This is a genomic window from Serratia sp. BIGb0234 (genome assembly GCF_024809915.1).
GTDB lineage: Bacteria > Pseudomonadota > Gammaproteobacteria > Enterobacterales > Enterobacteriaceae > Serratia > Serratia liquefaciens.
This window is the reverse complement of the sequence record NZ_JANUEI010000002.1, coordinates 1,193,070-1,208,842: the sequence shown is the minus strand read 5'-3', so window position 1 is coordinate 1,208,842 and position 15,773 is coordinate 1,193,070. Positions and strand designations below refer to the sequence as shown.

18 protein-coding genes, 1 other RNA gene and 1 pseudogene are annotated in these 15,773 nt (G+C 52.5%); 11 read left to right on the top strand and 9 right to left on the bottom strand.

The features are described from left to right. Positions 1–57: 57 nt before the first annotated feature. Positions 58–792 carry a bifunctional 2-polyprenyl-6-hydroxyphenol methylase/3-demethylubiquinol 3-O-methyltransferase UbiG gene (locus tag M2407_RS12640; RefSeq protein ID WP_020828282.1) on the bottom strand — a complete coding sequence of 245 codons (735 nt, stop codon included), beginning with the start codon at positions 790–792 and terminating at the stop codon, positions 58–60. Positions 793–953: 161 nt separating this feature from the next. Between M2407_RS12640 and M2407_RS12635 the strand changes: the two genes are divergently transcribed. Beyond that, a complete protein-coding gene (locus M2407_RS12635; RefSeq protein ID WP_259218341.1) occupies positions 954–1,406 on the top strand; it encodes a GNAT family N-acetyltransferase in 453 nt (150 codons plus the stop codon). Positions 1,407–1,432: 26 nt separating this feature from the next. Here M2407_RS12635 and M2407_RS12630 read toward each other — a convergent pair whose 3' ends face one another. After that, a complete protein-coding gene (locus M2407_RS12630) occupies positions 1,433–2,104 on the bottom strand; it encodes a winged helix-turn-helix transcriptional regulator (RefSeq protein ID WP_259218340.1) in 672 nt (223 codons plus the stop codon). 264 nt (positions 2,105–2,368) lie between these two features. On the opposite strand from M2407_RS12630, the gene M2407_RS12625 reads away from it, so the two are divergent. Beyond that, entirely contained in the window at positions 2,369–3,154 is a 786-nt protein-coding gene (locus tag M2407_RS12625; protein ID WP_259218338.1) for a MipA/OmpV family protein, read from the top strand. Positions 3,155–3,344: 190 nt separating this feature from the next. Here M2407_RS12625 and M2407_RS12620 read toward each other — a convergent pair whose 3' ends face one another. Continuing rightward, entirely contained in the window at positions 3,345–4,280 is a 936-nt protein-coding gene (locus M2407_RS12620; RefSeq protein ID WP_020828278.1) for a LysR family transcriptional regulator, read from the bottom strand. Between the two features lie 136 nt (positions 4,281–4,416). Between M2407_RS12620 and M2407_RS12615 the strand changes: the two genes are divergently transcribed. The 3 genes and pseudogenes from M2407_RS12615 to M2407_RS12605 all read left to right on the top strand — a co-directional run bounded on the left by M2407_RS12615 (position 4,417) and on the right by M2407_RS12605 (position 6,603). Beyond that, entirely contained in the window at positions 4,417–5,070 is a 654-nt protein-coding gene (locus M2407_RS12615) for a DUF3313 domain-containing protein (protein ID WP_115058173.1), read from the top strand. A 40-nt stretch (positions 5,071–5,110) separates the two neighbouring features. Then, a pseudogene (locus tag M2407_RS12610) lies at positions 5,111–5,460 on the top strand (DUF3302 domain-containing protein). 6 nt (positions 5,461–5,466) lie between these two features. Continuing rightward, the gene (locus M2407_RS12605) at positions 5,467–6,603 is read left to right on the top strand and encodes an HlyD family secretion protein (RefSeq protein WP_122080054.1); all 1,137 of its coding nucleotides are present in this window, start codon (positions 5,467–5,469) and stop codon (positions 6,601–6,603) included. 99 nt (positions 6,604–6,702) lie between these two features. On the opposite strand, the gene ssrA is transcribed toward M2407_RS12605, so the two are convergent. Continuing rightward, positions 6,703–7,066, bottom strand: a transfer-messenger RNA (tmRNA) gene (gene ssrA, locus M2407_RS12600). Positions 7,067–7,115: 49 nt separating this feature from the next. Continuing rightward, positions 7,116–7,598 (bottom strand): SsrA-binding protein SmpB, encoded by a 483-nt coding sequence (gene smpB / locus M2407_RS12595; RefSeq protein ID WP_020828274.1) that lies wholly within the window; start codon positions 7,596–7,598, stop codon positions 7,116–7,118. A gap of 161 nt (positions 7,599–7,759) precedes the next feature. Here smpB and M2407_RS12590 point away from each other — a divergent pair, with 161 nt between their 5' ends. Together M2407_RS12590 and M2407_RS12585 are read left to right on the top strand one after the other, a co-directional pair. Continuing rightward, entirely contained in the window at positions 7,760–8,194 is a 435-nt protein-coding gene (locus M2407_RS12590; protein WP_020828273.1) for a type II toxin-antitoxin system RatA family toxin, read from the top strand. Continuing rightward, positions 8,187–8,471 carry an RnfH family protein gene (locus M2407_RS12585; protein WP_020828272.1) on the top strand — a complete coding sequence of 95 codons (285 nt, stop codon included), beginning with the start codon at positions 8,187–8,189 and terminating at the stop codon, positions 8,469–8,471. Before M2407_RS12590 ends, M2407_RS12585 begins: the two co-directional genes overlap by 8 nt. 114 nt (positions 8,472–8,585) lie before the next feature. On the opposite strand, the gene bamE is transcribed toward M2407_RS12585, so the two are convergent. The 3 genes from bamE to nadK all read right to left on the bottom strand — a co-directional run bounded on the left by bamE (position 8,586) and on the right by nadK (position 11,664). Beyond that, positions 8,586–8,924 (bottom strand): outer membrane protein assembly factor BamE, encoded by a 339-nt coding sequence (bamE, locus tag M2407_RS12580; protein WP_012146393.1) that lies wholly within the window; start codon positions 8,922–8,924, stop codon positions 8,586–8,588. 113 nt (positions 8,925–9,037) lie between these two features. After that, positions 9,038–10,699 (bottom strand): DNA repair protein RecN, encoded by a 1,662-nt coding sequence (gene recN / locus M2407_RS12575; protein ID WP_259218331.1) that lies wholly within the window; start codon positions 10,697–10,699, stop codon positions 9,038–9,040. 86 nt (positions 10,700–10,785) lie between these two features. After that, positions 10,786–11,664 carry an NAD(+) kinase gene (gene nadK / locus M2407_RS12570; RefSeq protein WP_020828270.1) on the bottom strand — a complete coding sequence of 293 codons (879 nt, stop codon included), beginning with the start codon at positions 11,662–11,664 and terminating at the stop codon, positions 10,786–10,788. 124 nt (positions 11,665–11,788) lie between these two features. Here nadK and grpE point away from each other — a divergent pair, with 124 nt between their 5' ends. Next, a complete protein-coding gene (grpE, locus tag M2407_RS12565) occupies positions 11,789–12,361 on the top strand; it encodes a nucleotide exchange factor GrpE (protein WP_020828269.1) in 573 nt (190 codons plus the stop codon). Positions 12,362–12,412: 51 nt separating this feature from the next. Here the strand turns inward: grpE and ung are convergent, their stop codons facing one another. Beyond that, positions 12,413–13,096: a uracil-DNA glycosylase gene (gene ung, locus M2407_RS12560; protein WP_020828268.1), complete on the bottom strand. Its 684-nt coding sequence runs from the start codon at positions 13,094–13,096 to the stop codon at positions 12,413–12,415. Between the two features lie 346 nt (positions 13,097–13,442). Between ung and grcA the strand changes: the two genes are divergently transcribed. The 3 genes from grcA to M2407_RS12545 all read left to right on the top strand — a co-directional run bounded on the left by grcA (position 13,443) and on the right by M2407_RS12545 (position 15,725). Beyond that, the gene (gene grcA, locus M2407_RS12555) at positions 13,443–13,826 is read left to right on the top strand and encodes an autonomous glycyl radical cofactor GrcA (protein WP_020828267.1); all 384 of its coding nucleotides are present in this window, start codon (positions 13,443–13,445) and stop codon (positions 13,824–13,826) included. A gap of 188 nt (positions 13,827–14,014) precedes the next feature. Beyond that, the gene (locus M2407_RS12550) at positions 14,015–14,977 is read left to right on the top strand and encodes a phospholipase (RefSeq protein ID WP_259218328.1); all 963 of its coding nucleotides are present in this window, start codon (positions 14,015–14,017) and stop codon (positions 14,975–14,977) included. Further along, positions 14,970–15,725, top strand: coding sequence for an ankyrin repeat domain-containing protein (locus M2407_RS12545; RefSeq protein WP_259218326.1), 756 nt, complete (start codon positions 14,970–14,972; stop codon positions 15,723–15,725). Before M2407_RS12550 ends, M2407_RS12545 begins: the two co-directional genes overlap by 8 nt. Positions 15,726–15,773: the final 48 nt, after the last annotated feature.

The following is a 15,773-nucleotide window of genomic DNA, read 5'->3' as shown; positions in this document are numbered from 1 at the left end:
GGGGAGGCAGCCTCCCCAATATTGGATGTGTTCAGGATTTATTGCGGAAAAAAAGCATTAAGCAGGTTTATGAGCGGCGAGAATAAATATCATTGGGCGCTCTTTTTCTTCGTCCAGCGCTGGGTTTTCTGCGATTTGTTGAGCCGAAGGGCCCCATTCGTTCAGATAGCTAATGACGAAGCCTTGCCGGATCAGCAAGTTTACGTAGCTGCCAAGCGTGCGGTGCTGCTTGATGACCCCATCTGCCAACCAATTTGAAATCCGCTGACCTTCCTGCTGATAGCCGTTAACCGGCCACGACTTCTGCCCGTTTTGATCGACCCACCATCCCTGATGCTGCGGTGCGGTATAAATGGGGTGCTCAGCGGTGAAGATAAACTGCCCGCCAGCCGCCAGCGCCTGATAAACCGTGGCGAACAACCGCGCCAGATCTTCGATGTAGTGCAGCGTCAGTGAGCTGTAGGCGATATCAAAAGACGCCTGCGGCAACTGAAGCTGTTCCAGATCCTGCTGGCGGTATTCAATGCCGGCATCCTGGGTCATCGACTGCGCTTTACCGAGCATTTTTTCTGAGACGTCCAACCCCAGTACGCTTACGGCACCTTGTTCACGAGCGCTGCGGCAGAACCACCCGTAGCCGCACCCGAGATCGACTACGCGCTTGCCGTGCAAATCCGGCAGTATGCTGCGGATAGTCGGCCATTCCGGTGCGCCGTCCAGCCCGTTCACCGAGCGGCTGAGCTGGGCATAGCCGTCGAAGAAGGCCTGATTGTCATAAATATTTTGCGTCATAATGACTCCTGTTTTGGTGAAATCGCTGCCGGTTAAGGGGCAGCGTCGCCATATTATCTGCCCACCCTGCTGATTTCCATGATAAAGGCCGTGCTAACCTCTACGGGTTACCGCATAATTTTACGCCAGAAAAAGAATGAAAAATCACCTCAGGAAAAGATATGAAGATTATTTCGGTGCGTCAGTCCCCCGAGTTTAAACAGCAAGCGATCGGTTATTTCCAACAACAATGGGCTTCGCATGAAACGTTGATGATGTATGAGGATGCCATCACTCGTTGCATCGGTGCGGCTAATCCATTGCCGCAGTGGTATTTGCTGGTGGATAACAGTCAGATCCTGGGGTGCGCAGGATTAATCACCAATGATTTCATTAGCCGCGGTGAACTCTATCCATGGCTGTGCGCGCTGTATGTGGAGGAGGCCCACCGTAACCGCGGTTACGGCAGGTTGTTGATTAACCATGTGGCGCAGGAGACTCGTCAGTTGGGTTTCCCACAGTTGCATTTGTGTACCGATCTGGAAGGCTACTACGAGAAACAGGGGTTTGCCTTTAATGGGTTGGGTTACCACCCCTGGGGTGAGGCTTCTCGAGTGTATACGCGTGATCTGTAAGAGGATTAACGGGCTCTGATAGCCAGTTAATAACGCTTTGGCAGCCGGTTAACCGCCAGCAAAATACCTTTTTCGACGGTAATATAATCTCCCTTGCGCAGGTCAGATAATATTTTCATGATGCCACTGCGCGAGAGCTGGGTTCGTTGCTGAATATAGCGCGGAACCGTGGTGGATAAGCGAAAGGCTTCTTTTTCATTCATTAGCATCAGCAAGTGATTGCAGACAACTTCGTAGGCATCGTTGCCTGACAATAACCTGTCGCGGATGCTCAGAACTTGGATGATATAAGCTTGTATATGCACTAAGTTTTGCCAAAGGTTTTCCCGTTCCAGCGTTTCCAGCACATCACTTTCCTGGTACATCACCAGTTCAACCGGTGATTCGGCCAGGAAAAAGATCAACTCTTTAGGGAAGAAGGTTTCCGCGATACCGGCGAGCGAGGGTTCTCTAAAGTTGGCTATTTTCAAACCATCACTGTCGCGGCATGCGGACATTTCACCGGACTGGAGCAAGAACCAATGCCGAATGCCATTGTGAAATAAGCGAATTTTTTTGCCTGCTGGAAAAGAACATTTTTTACCATAGGGCATTAAGGCATGCTTAATCGCCAATATATGCTCTATCGGCTTATCATCTTTATTAAATAAAGTGGCTGAGTTTCTTTTCCCAAGAGTGAAGGGAACGTCTGTTTCCATAATGTCATGTTCCAGGGGCGTAAATTTATTACGGTGAAGCCAGGGTCGAATTTTTCCGCATACTATATTATGCCTTGTAGCTATGCAATTATGCGGCTCTGTCTGGTGGGTGATGGCGGGCAGTGAATGGTAAAATAGGGTGAATGTGATTAAAAATCAATTTGTTGCCTGGTGTGCATTTTTGGACACTTAAGCCGCTATCAGACAATTACCCTGGTGGAGTAGTATGCACGGCGTTTGATGCTCCCACTATGGATGATAATAATGAAACCGTGCTCAGATTTTCTAACTCCTCGCATTAGGGGGAGTAAGTTTAGTATTTCTCTTTCGCTAATTTTCGCTTACCTTATTTATTCGCCTTTTTCAGCTGCAGCGAGCTGGTCCTTAGGGGCAGCTGCGATGGTGAATGATTATGGTTATGTTGATACCGATGCTAAAACCCAGGGATTGCCCACGTTAAACTATGAGAAAGGGAACTTTTATATTCACTCTTTGGCGGCGGGATATTATCTGCTGAATATGCCAAAGGATCAGATTTCGATCATCACCTATTATTCCCCCCTGGGTTTTGATCCGGATGATAGCAATAACAGCCAAATGAAAAAGCTGGATAAGCGCGATGGCACATTAATGGCCGGGATGGCCTTCACCCATAAAGAAAAATGGGGGGTTATTCGCGCCTCGCTGGCTGGTGATACCCTTGATAACAGTAACGGTGTGGTAGGGGACGTGGCCTTCCTGTATCCAATCAAGGCGGGCAAGCTACGCCTTGTTCCCGGTATTGGCGCGGTCTACAACAACGGTAACCAGAACGATTACTACTATGGCATTGGCCATGCGGAGGCAAAAAGCAGCGGTTTCTCAACGTATTCGGCCGGAGAGAGCTGGAGCCCTTATGTGGAGCTGAGCGCCAACTACCAGTTTAACGAACATTGGTATGCCTTGGCGTCAGTGCGTGCCGTGCAGCTGAGCAGTGAAATCACCGATAGCCCAATGGTGGATAAAGATATCTCTAGCCAGGCTTTACTGGGCGGTGGATACCGATTTTAAGCTACATGTTCGTAAGCCTGTGCCGCCTTCAGGGCATGCGTGCCTGTCTGCTCTGGCGACGCGACCAGGTTGCGAGCGAAGTGACGATCGGGAAAGACCGGTAAACGAGTAACTGTCGACGGTTCGGAAAGACGAACAGCATCACCTCGCTTCGGCGGGGTTTTGCTTTTAGTGTTTGTGGCCGTTATCGCTAAATCAGGCGCTGCTCATGCAATTTCATGTTATGCATGATGCTGTCCATCATCACCTGAACCCTGTGGGGTAACACCCCACGCTGGCGATAAATAAGAAAGGCTTGCATATCGATACAGCGCTCACGTTCAATGCAAGGCATCAGTGACCCCGATTCCAGCGCAGAAGCGACGGAGTAATAAGGGGCATAGACGATGCCAAGCCCCTGTTTTGCCAGCTCGATGGCCGGCAGAATATTGTCGCATATGCTGCTGCCGGTGACTGCTACCTGCATCAATTGGCCCTGAGAACTATAACAGCTCCAGGTATTGTGGCTCCCTCCCAGCACCCGCAAGGTAATGCAGCGATGCGCAGTCAGCTCCTCTGGCTCGACAAGAGGGGCGTTCGCGATATAGTCCGGTGAGGCAAATAACCCGACGCGAAAACGGGTCAGGGGCCTGGCGATCAGGCTTTCATTTTGCGGCTGGAAGAAACTGATCAACAGATCGCAGTCACTGTCGAATACTGCACCGTACTTCTTCTCACGTTCATCCGGATTGCGGGTGACCAAATCGACGATCAGCTCCGGCGATTCGCGTAACAGCGGCGGCAGCAGATAACGGGTCAGGAATGAATGGATACCAATAGGTGCGCCCAGCGTCACCATGCCATTCAGACTGCGTTTATAGGTACCTGATATATCGAGCAGATCGTTATGCTCATCTAACAGTTGAGTGGCTCGGCGTAAAAATTGTTCGCCAAATTCGGTTAGCGACAAGCTGCGCGGGGTGCGTAAGAAGATCTCCAGGCCAAGCCGGCGCTCCAGCGCCGTCAGGGTGCGCGACACATTTGACTGTGGCATGTCTAGCCGCTGAGCGGCCTTGCTGACGCTGGCCGTTTCGGCAATGCAGCGAACGATCCTGAGTTCGTCGATCTTGAAGTCTTTTGATTTCACTCTACGCGCCAGTCTGATTTAGTATATCAAAAATGATATACATTTTTGCCTGTATTGTCATATGACTTATCAGTCACTAGCGGGTACTATTTCGATTAATTATTTATTGCTTATTAAATTAATATTGGAAGTTATGATGAGAAAAAAACGTGCGGCCATTTTGCCCTTGGTATTCATTCTGGCCGCTTGTTCATCCAAGGTCACCGAAAAAGAAAAGTATTCTACGTTCCTGAATAATTACAATGATATTACCCAGGGGAAATCGGCCTCCGGTAAGGACGTTTTATATTGGAAACAAACTAACGTTGACTATTCTAAATATAAATATTTGGTTTATCAGCCGATGATCTATTTCCCGCGTCCGAAACCCACTGAGATGGTAAGCCAGCGCGCACTTGATAATATCCTGAACTACACCAACCAGCAGTTTAAGCAGTCCATGGCATCCCATTTTATCTTGGAGGATGTGCCACGTGAAAATACGCTTATTTTCCGAGGGGCTATAACGGCTATCGATACCCATAAAAAAGGGCTTCAGGTGTATGAGGTATTGCCAATCACGCTACTGGTGGCGGCAACACAGAGCGTAACCGGTCACCGCACCATGGAGAGCTCTGTGTATATGGAAGGCGAGTTTATCGATGCTTCGACTAATCAGCCGGTTATCAAAGTGGTGCGCAAAGCGTCCGGAAATAATTTGAATAATGAAAAGGCAAAACTCACCGTAGACGATGTTAAAAATGCCATTGATATCATTGCCAAAGATATCAAAGAGTATAAGACAACATAAGCCTCGATGTGTTATTTAGCGTTACCACCCAGGGTGTAGCATGTTTCTAGATTATTTTGCTTTAGGCGTATTGATCGCCGTGTTTTTGATTTTATTTTACGGCGTGATAATTATTCACGACATTCCTTATTTGCTGCCAAAAAACGGCAACATCCCCATCAGGATGCCATTCACGTGGCAGGCTGGGTAAGCCTGTTTACCCTGCATGCTATTTGGCCACTGCTGTGGATCTGGGCGACGTTATATCGGCCAGAGCGGGGATGGGGCATGAGCGAGAAGGCCGAACACCCTGAAGTGCTGCAAGCGCGAATTCATCAGTTACAAAGCGAGTTACAGCGAATGCAGATGCCCGTTGCAGATGAAAGCTCGTCGTCCAATAAAGGGTGTTGAAAGGGTATGGATCTCTTAATTATTCTCAGCTACGTAGCGCTGAGCTACGGCGTTTTCAAACTGTTCCGTATCCCCATCAATAAATGGACCGTGCCGACCGCAGTATTGGGCGGCATTTTTATCGTAGGAGCTTTGATTCTGGGGATGAATTACAACCATCCTTATACCTACCGGGCGCAGAAAATCGCTGTTTCGGTGCCCATTGTTCCCCAGGTATCGGGAGTGATTGTCGAGGTTACGGATAAGACCAATGTGCTATTGCATAAGGGCGATGTGCTGTTTCGCCTGGATGATACCCGCTACCGTGCCCGGCTGAACAAGCTGCAGGCAGATCTTGCCAGCGCGCAGGCGGATGTCAGAACACGACAGGCTACGCTAAATGAGTCCTCGGCCAATGTGCAGCGGGTTTATGCCGAGTATGAACGCACGCGCCAGGATTATCAGCGTTACGCCAAAGGCGCGGCAATGGCAGTTAACCCTTTCTCGGAACAAGACATCAGTCATGCCCGGCAGCAGTATCAAGCGCAATCTGCAGCGCTGCAGGCTGCCAAAGCTCAGCATCAGCAGGCGCAGGAGCGGCTTTCGGGCCACTACAATGGTGAGGACGCCCGCATTGCCAGCCTGAAATCACAGATTGCGGAAGCGACCTACAATTTGGAACAAACAACCATTCGAGCACCCAGCGAGGGTTATGTTACCCAGGTGCTGGCTCGGCCTGGCACCACCGCAGTGCGCTTGCCGTTCAAGCCGGTGATGATTTTTATTCCGCAGCAAAAACGGCAGGTGGTGGCGGTATTCCGTCAAAACTCGATCCTGCGTTTAACCCAGGGCGATAAAGCCGAGGTGGTATTTAACGGCTTGCCGGGGAAAATCTATGGCGGCTCGGTCACGCGGGTGCTGCCGGTAGTCCCCGACGGCAGCTATCAGGCCAGTGGTGTTATGCAAGGGCTAAACGTTGGCGCTCAGCAGGAGGGTGTTTACGTGATGATCGATTTAGACCCTGTTCCCGCGCTGGACAAATTGCCCGATGGCGTTACCGCACAGGCTGCGGTCTACACCGAGCACTTTGAGCATCTTTCCATCATGCGCAAAGTCCTGCTGCGCATGACCAGCTGGCTGCATTATCTCTATCTGGATCACTAACGACCAGTCTGCGCTACAGACACAAAAAAGCCCGCAACGTGAATTGCGGGCTTTTTCGTTATTGCCACCGGATCTATCTGGGGTCACCGGTGACCTATTTGGTGGAGCTGGGGGGATTTGAACCCCCGTCCGAAATTACTACACCGTCGGCACTACATGCTTAGTCCAATCTTTACATTCGCCGGTCAGCTGCGGATGGACACGCCACTAACAAACTAGCCTGATTGGATTTAACGCTTCAGCCCCAGGCAGGACATCCACGCGATCTCTTTTGGGTTTGACCTCTCTTGATCCCCGTCCTAAGAGCGGAGGCTAGGGAGAGAGGGCTCTTAGCAGGGTATTAAGCTGCTAGGGCGTAGTTTTCGTCGTTTGCGACTATTTTTTTGCGGCTTTTTACGAGGCCAACCGCCCCTCGGCATGCTCCTAGGGCTTCGCAAATCCCGTCGAATCCAGAATCAGCCCCAAGTAACTTTGTGCAGTATACCAGAAGTTTAACCCGTTAAGCCAGAGGCTTATCGGTTGGCGTGCTTCATGATACGGGCTTTCGCCGTCTGCCACTCACGATCTTTGATGTCATCGCGCTTATCGTGTTCTTTCTTGCCTTTGGCTACGCCGATTTTGACCTTGACCCAGGCATTTTTCCAATACATGGACAGGGCAACAACGGTATAGCCTTCGCGGTTAACGCGGCCGAACAGCGAGTCCAGCTCGCGCTTGTTCAACAGCAGTTTGCGGGTACGTGTCGGGTCGCAGACCACATGCGATGAAGCCACGCTGAGCGGCGTGATGGTGGCGCCAAAAAGATAGGCTTCACCGTCACGGAAGGTCACGTAGCTGTCGCTGAGGTTGGCTTTGCCGGCACGCAACGATTTGACTTCCCACCCTTGCAGGGACAGGCCCGCCTCGATTTCTTCTTCAATGAAGTATTCGAAACGTGCTCGCTTGTTTTGCGCAATGGTGGCTGAACCAGGTTTGTGAGCTTTTTTCTTTGTCATAGTGCGTTCATTATACTGGATGCGTCAGCGAAAGAAATCCTTTACCGCTCAGCACCTGCGCAATTTTTCGCATTTTTGGCTCCTGTCTTGCATAGCAGATTTTTTGTTTGCCGATAGATAAATGGTATGATTTGTATGTTTTGTGTCTCACAGGAAATGATATGCCCCAGATCAGTCGGTCTGCGTTAGTGCCGTTCAGCGCCGAGCAGATGTATCAGTTGGTTAACGATGTTCATTCTTATCCCGATTTTCTGCCAGGTTGTACCGGTAGCCGGGTGATTAACGCGTCCAACAATGAAATGACCGCCGCGGTGGACGTTGCCAAAGCCGGTATCAGCAAAACTTTTACCACGCGCAATACGCTGCTGGATAACCAGAGCATCAATATGCAACTGGTTGACGGCCCGTTCCGCAAGTTGATGGGGGGCTGGCACTTTACGCCGCTCAGTCCGGAAGCCTGTAAGGTTGAGCTGCACCTGGACTTCGAATTTACCAACAAACTGATCGAGTTGGCGTTCGGCAAGGTATTTAAAGAGTTGGCCGGCAATATGGTGCAGGCATTCACCCAGCGGGCGAAAGAGGTTTACAGTGTCTGAGATACGGGTTGAGGTGGTTTATGCCTTGCCGGAGCGTCAGTATCTGCGCAACGTGAAACTGGCAGAGGGCAGCAATGTTGAGCAGGCGATTGTGGCCTCCGGATTGCTGGAACTGCGCAGTGACATTGATTTGCAAAGTAACAAGGTGGGCATTTATAGCCGACCGGCCAAGTTGGGCGATGTGCTCAATGATGGCGACCGGGTGGAAATCTATCGCCCATTGATTGCCGATCCCAAAGAGCTGCGCCGTCAACGGGCAGAGAAGGCAAAAAAATAAGGCGCTGAGTGCGCCTTATTTTTTATCAGAATTTTATCTTCCGAGTTGCAGCCTGTGACTGTCATGAAGAACTTGATTCGTCCCTCACGGGCCGGACGACAGTTCCTGTACTGATTATTTGGTCAGCGCAGGCTTGTTCTGAATATCCGTCAATACGCCCGCGCTGTTAAAGGTCAGCGTCAGAGTTTGCTGGGTGATATTTTCATGACCCGGCTGCTGGCGGAACACATAGAACCACGTCTGAGTACCGAACGGATCCTGCAGCATTGGGGTTCCCAATGTATAAGCGACCTGTTGCTGGGTCATACCTTTTTGGATTTTAGCTACGTCGGTTGACGTCAGGTAGTTCCCTTGGTTGATGTCAGGCCGGTAAACCACCTTCTCAAAAGTAGAACAGCCTGCAGTCAGCATCACAAGAACCACAGCGGCGGCAGTCAGCGTTTTACAGCGCATAGTAATCACATTCCTTTAGGGCATAGGATGCCGATGATAATAGACCTTGCAGCAGTTGGAAACCTTTACAGGGCCCCAATATGACCTCAGGAAAGTAAAAAAGTTGAGCTTTTCTATGCAGCAAGCAGTTCTTTTGCGTTCGCCAGGGTGTTTCGGGTGACTTCACTGCCGCCAAGAAGGCGCGCCAATTCTTGCAAACGAGCACGTTTATCCAACGGTGACATCTGCGTTTCGGTTTCCGTGCCGTCAGTCTGCTTGCTGACAAACAGGTGCTGATGCCCACAACCGGCCACCTGTGGAAGGTGGGTGACGCACATAACTTGGGTAGATTCTCCAAGTTGACGCAACAGGCGCCCAACAATGGCTGCCGTCGGGCCGCTGATGCCGACGTCCACTTCGTCGAAAATCAGCGCCGGGGTTTCCATCTTGCGAGCGGTAATCACCTGGATAGCCAGCGCAATGCGGGACAGTTCGCCACCGGAGGCCACTTTCGCCAGCGCTTGCAGCGGTTGACCTGGGTTGGTGGACACACAGAATTCAGTGCGGCTGGCCCCTTCAGCACTCAAATGCTGCGGCTCGAAGCGAACGTCGATATTGAATTTGCCGTGCGGCATGGAGAGGGCCTGCATGCTGTCGGTAATCAACGTGGTCAGTTCTGCAGCATAGTGCAGACGCTTCTGGTGCAATTGTTCCGCTAACAGCAACGCCTGCTGATGATGCAGATTGACCGCCTCGTTAAGGTGTTCATGGTCGTTCTCTTGCTGCGACAGCAACTGCTGCTCATCCAGCATCTGTTGGTGCAGCTGTGGCAGTTCCTCTGGCGCAACGTGATGTTTCCGCGCCAGGTTAATTTGGCGCGACAGACGCTGTTCAAGTTCTTGCAGGCGGTTGGGGTCCAGATCCATGCGATCGGCATAGTGACGCAGTTCGTCGCTGGCCTCACTGATTTGGATCGACGCCTCTTCCAGCATGTCCAGCAGCCCGCTGAGTTTCTCATCCATGCCGGCAAGCTCAACCAGCAGATGTTTGGCGGTGTAAAGCTGGCTCAGCATGTTGTTTTCTTCATCGTCAGCCAGCAATTGCAGGGTCTGCTGGCTGATGGTCAGCAATTGGCCGCTGTTGGCCAGGCGTTTGAACTCCGAATCTATCTGTTCGAACTCACCGGCCACGGGCGCAAACTCGTTCAGCTCTTTCAATTGGTATTGCAGCAACTGTTGGCGTGCGTCGCGTTCGATGGACTGTTGCTGATGATGGGCCAGTTCGCGACAGCTTTGGTGCCAACGCTGATAAGCCTGTTGCATCTGCGCCAACAGGGCAGGTTCGTCGGCATAGGCGTCGAGCAGCTGCTTCTGGTGATCGGGCTTGAGCAGCAACTGGTGGGCATGCTGACCGTGGATTTGAATCAGCAACTGACCGAGTTCGCGCAGTTGCGAAAGCGGTACGGAAGTGCCGTTGATAAAGCCGCGTGAGCGGCCGTCTGCATTGATGACCCGGCGCAGCAGGCACTCATTGCTGTCGTCCAGGTGATTCTGTTCGAGCCATTGGCGTGCAGAAGGGGTATCTGCCAGTGAAAAACGGGCGCAGATATCGGCACGGGCGGCTCCCAGCCTGACGACGTTACCGTCGGCGCGGTTGCCGAGGCACAGCCCCAGCGCGTCGATGGCGATAGATTTACCGGCGCCGGTTTCACCGGTAATCGCCGTCATACCCGGTTGAAAATCAATTTCCAACTCACGAACGATAGCAAAATTGCTGATGGTCAATTGCGCCAGCATGGGAACCTTCCTGTGTATAAACACATAACTGTAGTTTCATACAGTATAAACTGGTTTTATATACAGTAAAGGGGCTGGCGATATTTTTAGAACAATTTTTTAGACCAGCCCAGCTTGGTGCTTAACGTGTTGAAATAGCTGTAGTCCTTTGGATGAATAAGATTCAAATGGAAATCACTGCGGCGTATCAATACTTCCTCGCCTTCCTGGATAGGCAGTGCGATCTGGCTGTCGCAGCTGATTTCCAGATCGCTGCCAATCTGCGAAAACTTCAGGCGAATGGTGCTGTTGCCGTTGATCACCAACGGGCGGGCCGAGAGGGTATGCGGGAACATCGGCACCAGCGCGATGGCTTCCAGCGATGGCGTCAGGATCGGGCCGCCGGCAGAAAGCGAATAGGCAGTCGAACCGGTCGGGGTAGCGATAATCAGACCGTCTGAGCGTTGCGAGAAGGCGAAGCGATCGTCGATATACACTTCGAACTCGATCATGTGCGCCACTTTACCGGGGTGCAGTACCACTTCGTTGATAGCAGTGCTGATGCGGCACTGCTGGTTCTCTTTGTGCACGATGGTTTCCAGCAGGAAGCGCTGTTCATCGATGTATTCGCCCTCCAGCACGTCGGCCAGTTGCTGCAGTGCGTTGTCGGGATCAAGATCGGTCAGAAAACCGAGATTGCCGCGGTTAACGCCGATCACCTTGATGTCGTAGCGGGCCAGAACGCGGGCTGCGCCGAGCATATTGCCGTCGCCGCCGACCACTACCGCCAGGTCGGCCTTTTGGCCAATATCCGCCAGGCTGCCGGTAACCGCATCTTTTAACCCCAAATCCTGAGCGATTTGGCGTTCAATCATCACTGAATAGCCTCGGGCGACTAACCAGTGAAACAACATCTCATGCGTTGCCAGCGCCGAAGGGTGACGCGGGTGGCCAACAATGCCAATACAGGCGAATTTTTTATTCATTGTTGTGATTTTCCTCACCGGGACCAGTTTATGCCCCACATTGTGACCGGTTGACTTGAAACCCCGGTTTTGATCCCCATAATAAGCCAAGTTGCGAGATTAATGCTAAAACGCGGAGATATTCATGAGTAGTAAAGAACAGAAGACGCCAAACGAGCAAGTCTCGGAAGAAATGGAACAGCAGGAAGTCTTGCCGGAAGCGGCTGAGGGCGTCGATCTGCGGGATGAGCGCATTGCTGAGCTGGAAGCTCAACTGGCCGAAGCCCAGCAGCATGAACGCGACAGCCTGCTGCGTGCCAAAGCGGAAATGGAAAACGTCCGCCGCCGCACCGAGCTGGATATCGAAAAAGCACACAAATTTGCGCTGGAGAAGTTTTCCGGTGATCTGCTGCCGGTGCTGGATAACCTGGAGCGCGCGCTGGAACTGGCGGATAAAAACAATCCGGAACTGACGGCGATGATTGAAGGCATCGAGCTGACGCTGAAGTCCCTGCAGGACGTTGTGCGTAAGTACGGGATTGAAATCGTTGGTGATATTAACGTGCCGTTCAACCCGGATGTGCACCAGGCAATGAGCCTGATGGAATCTGCCGATCACCAGCCGAACCACGTCATGATGGTGATGCAGAAAGGCTATACGCTGAATGGTCGCCTGCTGCGCCCGGCGATGGTGGCGGTTTCCAAAGCCAAGGCTTAAGCCGAATTCAATAAGGAAAAGGCACCTGCGGGTGCCTTTTTTGCGTCAGGGTTATGCCTGCGGCAGTCGCGGTAGCCAGTCGATAGGCGCCAGCCCCTGCTGTTCCAACAGTTGGTTGGTTTGCGAGAAGTGGCGACAGCCCAAGAACCCTCGGTGGGCGGAAAGCGGCGATGGATGTGGCGCTTTCAACACGTGGTGGCGGTTGCGATCGATAAAGTTGCCTTTTTTCTGCGCATGCGATCCCCAGAGCAGGAACACGATGCCTTCGCGGTTTTCATTCAGCGCGGCGATCACTCTGTCGGTAAAGGTTTCCCAGCCCAGTTTGGCATGGGAGTGCGCCTGGCCGCCTTCAACGGTCAATACCGTGTTTAACAACAGCACACCCTGTTCCGCCCAGCTTTGCAGGTAGCCATGGCTGGGGCGCTCAAAGCCCGGGATATCCGTCGCCAGCTCTTTGTACATGTTTACCAGCGAAGGGGGCGCGGGTACGCCAGGGAGCACCGAAAAGGACAGCCCGTGGGCCTGATTCGGGCCGTGATAGGGATCCTGACCGAGGATTACCACCTTCACGTCCGCCAGCTCGGTATAACGAAAGGCGTTGAACACGTCTTTTTGCGGTGGATAAATGGTCTTACCGGCCTGGCGTTCAGCGGCAACAAAGGCAAGCGTTTCATGAAAATAGGGCTGCTCTTTCTCCTTGCCGATAACATCATGCCAGGTGAGGGAGGTGGACATAAACGCTCTCCTTTGTTTTCGTTAACAATTCACTGGGCATAGCTTACCGTTTAGTGCCACGCAGCGAAACCCGCTTTTCTTTTTCCACCGCGCCCCTGCATATAAATATTTTTTAAAATTTACAAAAATAATTGCGATGTGCTCTACAGGGAAAATTGACATAAAACATAAACTTGCCCATTCTCGCTCTGTGGGTACCCCGTGAAAATTGACTTTAATCAAAGAATTGCCCCGGCCAGACTGGTATACAGAACAACAAGACAACAATGGTTTTACCAAATGGCCGAAACCAACATTGGGTTTTCTTTCGAAGTAGAATTTTTCGCCCTTGTACGGAGGCAACAAAATGATTACTGGTATTCAAATCACTAAAGCGAACGACCAGGCGCTGGTGAACTCTTTCTGGCTGCTGGACGACGAAACATCAGAAGCCCGCTGCGTTTGCGCTAAAGCCAACTATGCGGAAGATCAGGTGGTACCGGTCAGCGAACTGGGCCAGATCGAGTACCGTGAAGTGCCATTGGAAATGCAATCGACCGTTCGCGTAGAAGGTGGCCAGCACCTGAATGTGAACGTGTTGCGTCGCGAAACTCTGGAAGACGCGGTTAAGCATCCGGAAAAATACCCGCAGCTGACCATCCGCGTGTCCGGCTATGCAGTGCGTTTCAACTCGCTGACGCCAGAACAGCAGCGTGACGTGATTACACGTACTTTTACAGAAAGTCTGTAATTTTACGCACGCTTAATATAAGGGAGCTTCGGCTCCCTTTTTTCTTGTCGCAACGGCCAGAAAGTGAATCCGGATCACATTCCTCGCAAAGATAATTCTTCTCATTACAGAACTGCTCCGACCTGCCGATAGCTACATCAGCACCCAATGAGGTGCGGCATTGATAAGTCTATCGACAAGGAGTCGGCATGAGTATGTCTTTGAGTTTTACCTCTGCGGTCAGCCCTGCGGCGATTCACCCCCCGGCAACGCGTACGCTGCCAGAGCGTTTGGATCCTTCCCAGCCTACTGAACCCTCGGCATCAAAGGCCCCCGCGGCCACGCTTTCCCAGAATAGCCTGAATGCCCAGAACCTGCTGAACACGCTGGCGAGCGATTTGTCGGCAGCAGCGCCGGCGGCGGCGAATCAGGGCGTGACACGCGGTCAGCAGCCACAGCAGGGGGACTATACGCTGGCGTTACTGGCTAAAGACGTTTACAGCATCGGCAGTCAGGGCATCGAGGGGTTCAATCGGTTGAGTGCCGATGCTTTGCTGGGGGTTGGCATTGATCCTGCCAGTCTGCAAGATGCAGCGTCGGGTTTTCAGGCCGGGATTTACAGTGATAATCAGCAGTATGTGTTGGCCTTCGCCGGCACCAATGATATGCGCGACTGGTTGAGCAACGTGCGCCAGGCGACCGGCTATGACGATGTGCAGTACAATCAGGCGGTATCCCTTGCGAAAAGCGCCAAGGCAGCCTTTGGTGATGCGCTGGTGATCACCGGTCATTCGCTTGGCGGCGGTCTGGCGGCTACGGCAGCGCTGGCAACGGGCACGGTGGCGGTGACTTTTAACGCTGCCGGGGTTTCCGATTATACGCTGAATCGTATGGGGATCGATCCGGCAGCGGCGAAGCAGGATGCACAAGCCGGCGGTATCCGCCGTTACAGCGAGCAATACGACATGCTGACCGGCACGCAGGAATCCACTTCGCTGATCCCGGATGCCATTGGGCATAAAATCACGCTGGCCAATAACGACACCCTGAGCGGCATTGACGACTGGCGCCCGAGCAAACACCTGGATCGCAGCCTGACTGCTCATGGGATTGATAAGGTGATCGGCTCGATGGCGGAGCAAAAGCCATGGGAGACGAAGGCCAATGCCTGAACGGCGGCGCCTATGGCAGACGTTAATGGTCGCCACGCTGGCGGTAATCGCGATCGCCGGTTTGCTGATGATGGCTAAGGAACAACAGATGAATCAGGAAATTTCTCCGTTTAACGGGCGCAGCAATCTGGCACTGGCTCAGGCAGTGGCGCGTGGTGACACCAACGGGATTGCCGAACAGGCAACTGAGGCGCGCCTGCATGAACAGGGGGACCGTCAGGTCACTTTGCTGCAATGGGCCATACTGTCGCAGCAAACGCAAAGCCTAAGCTTGCTGCTGGCGTTGGGGGCCGATGCGACCACTCCGGGCCTGGATGGCAATAGCGCGTTGCATACTGCCGCTGCGGTGCAGGACCCGCAGTATCTTCGATTGCTGTTGGCACACGGAGTGCCGCTGAATCCGCGCAATGCGGTGACCGGTGCTACGCCGCTGGCAGCGGCAGTCTTGGCGGGGCGTGAGGAGCAAGTACGGCTGCTGTTGGTGTCCGGTGCCGATGTCACCCTTAGCGATCGGCTGGGGGATACGCCTTTGCACCTGGCGGCAAAAATCAATGCGCCGCAGTTGGCGCTGATGCTGTTGCAGGCGGGGGCGGACGCCAAAGCGCGCAATCAGCAAGGCGTGGCCTTCCAGTTCTATTTATCGCAGACGCCGACGGCATTGCAGAATGAAGAAATGCGCGATCGCTATCGTCAACTGAACGCCTGGTTGAAAGCCCATCAACAGGCGGCGCAATACGGACAGCAGTAACGGGGCATAAAAAAACCGCCTGCGGAAAAGGAGGCGGTTTTTATTCAC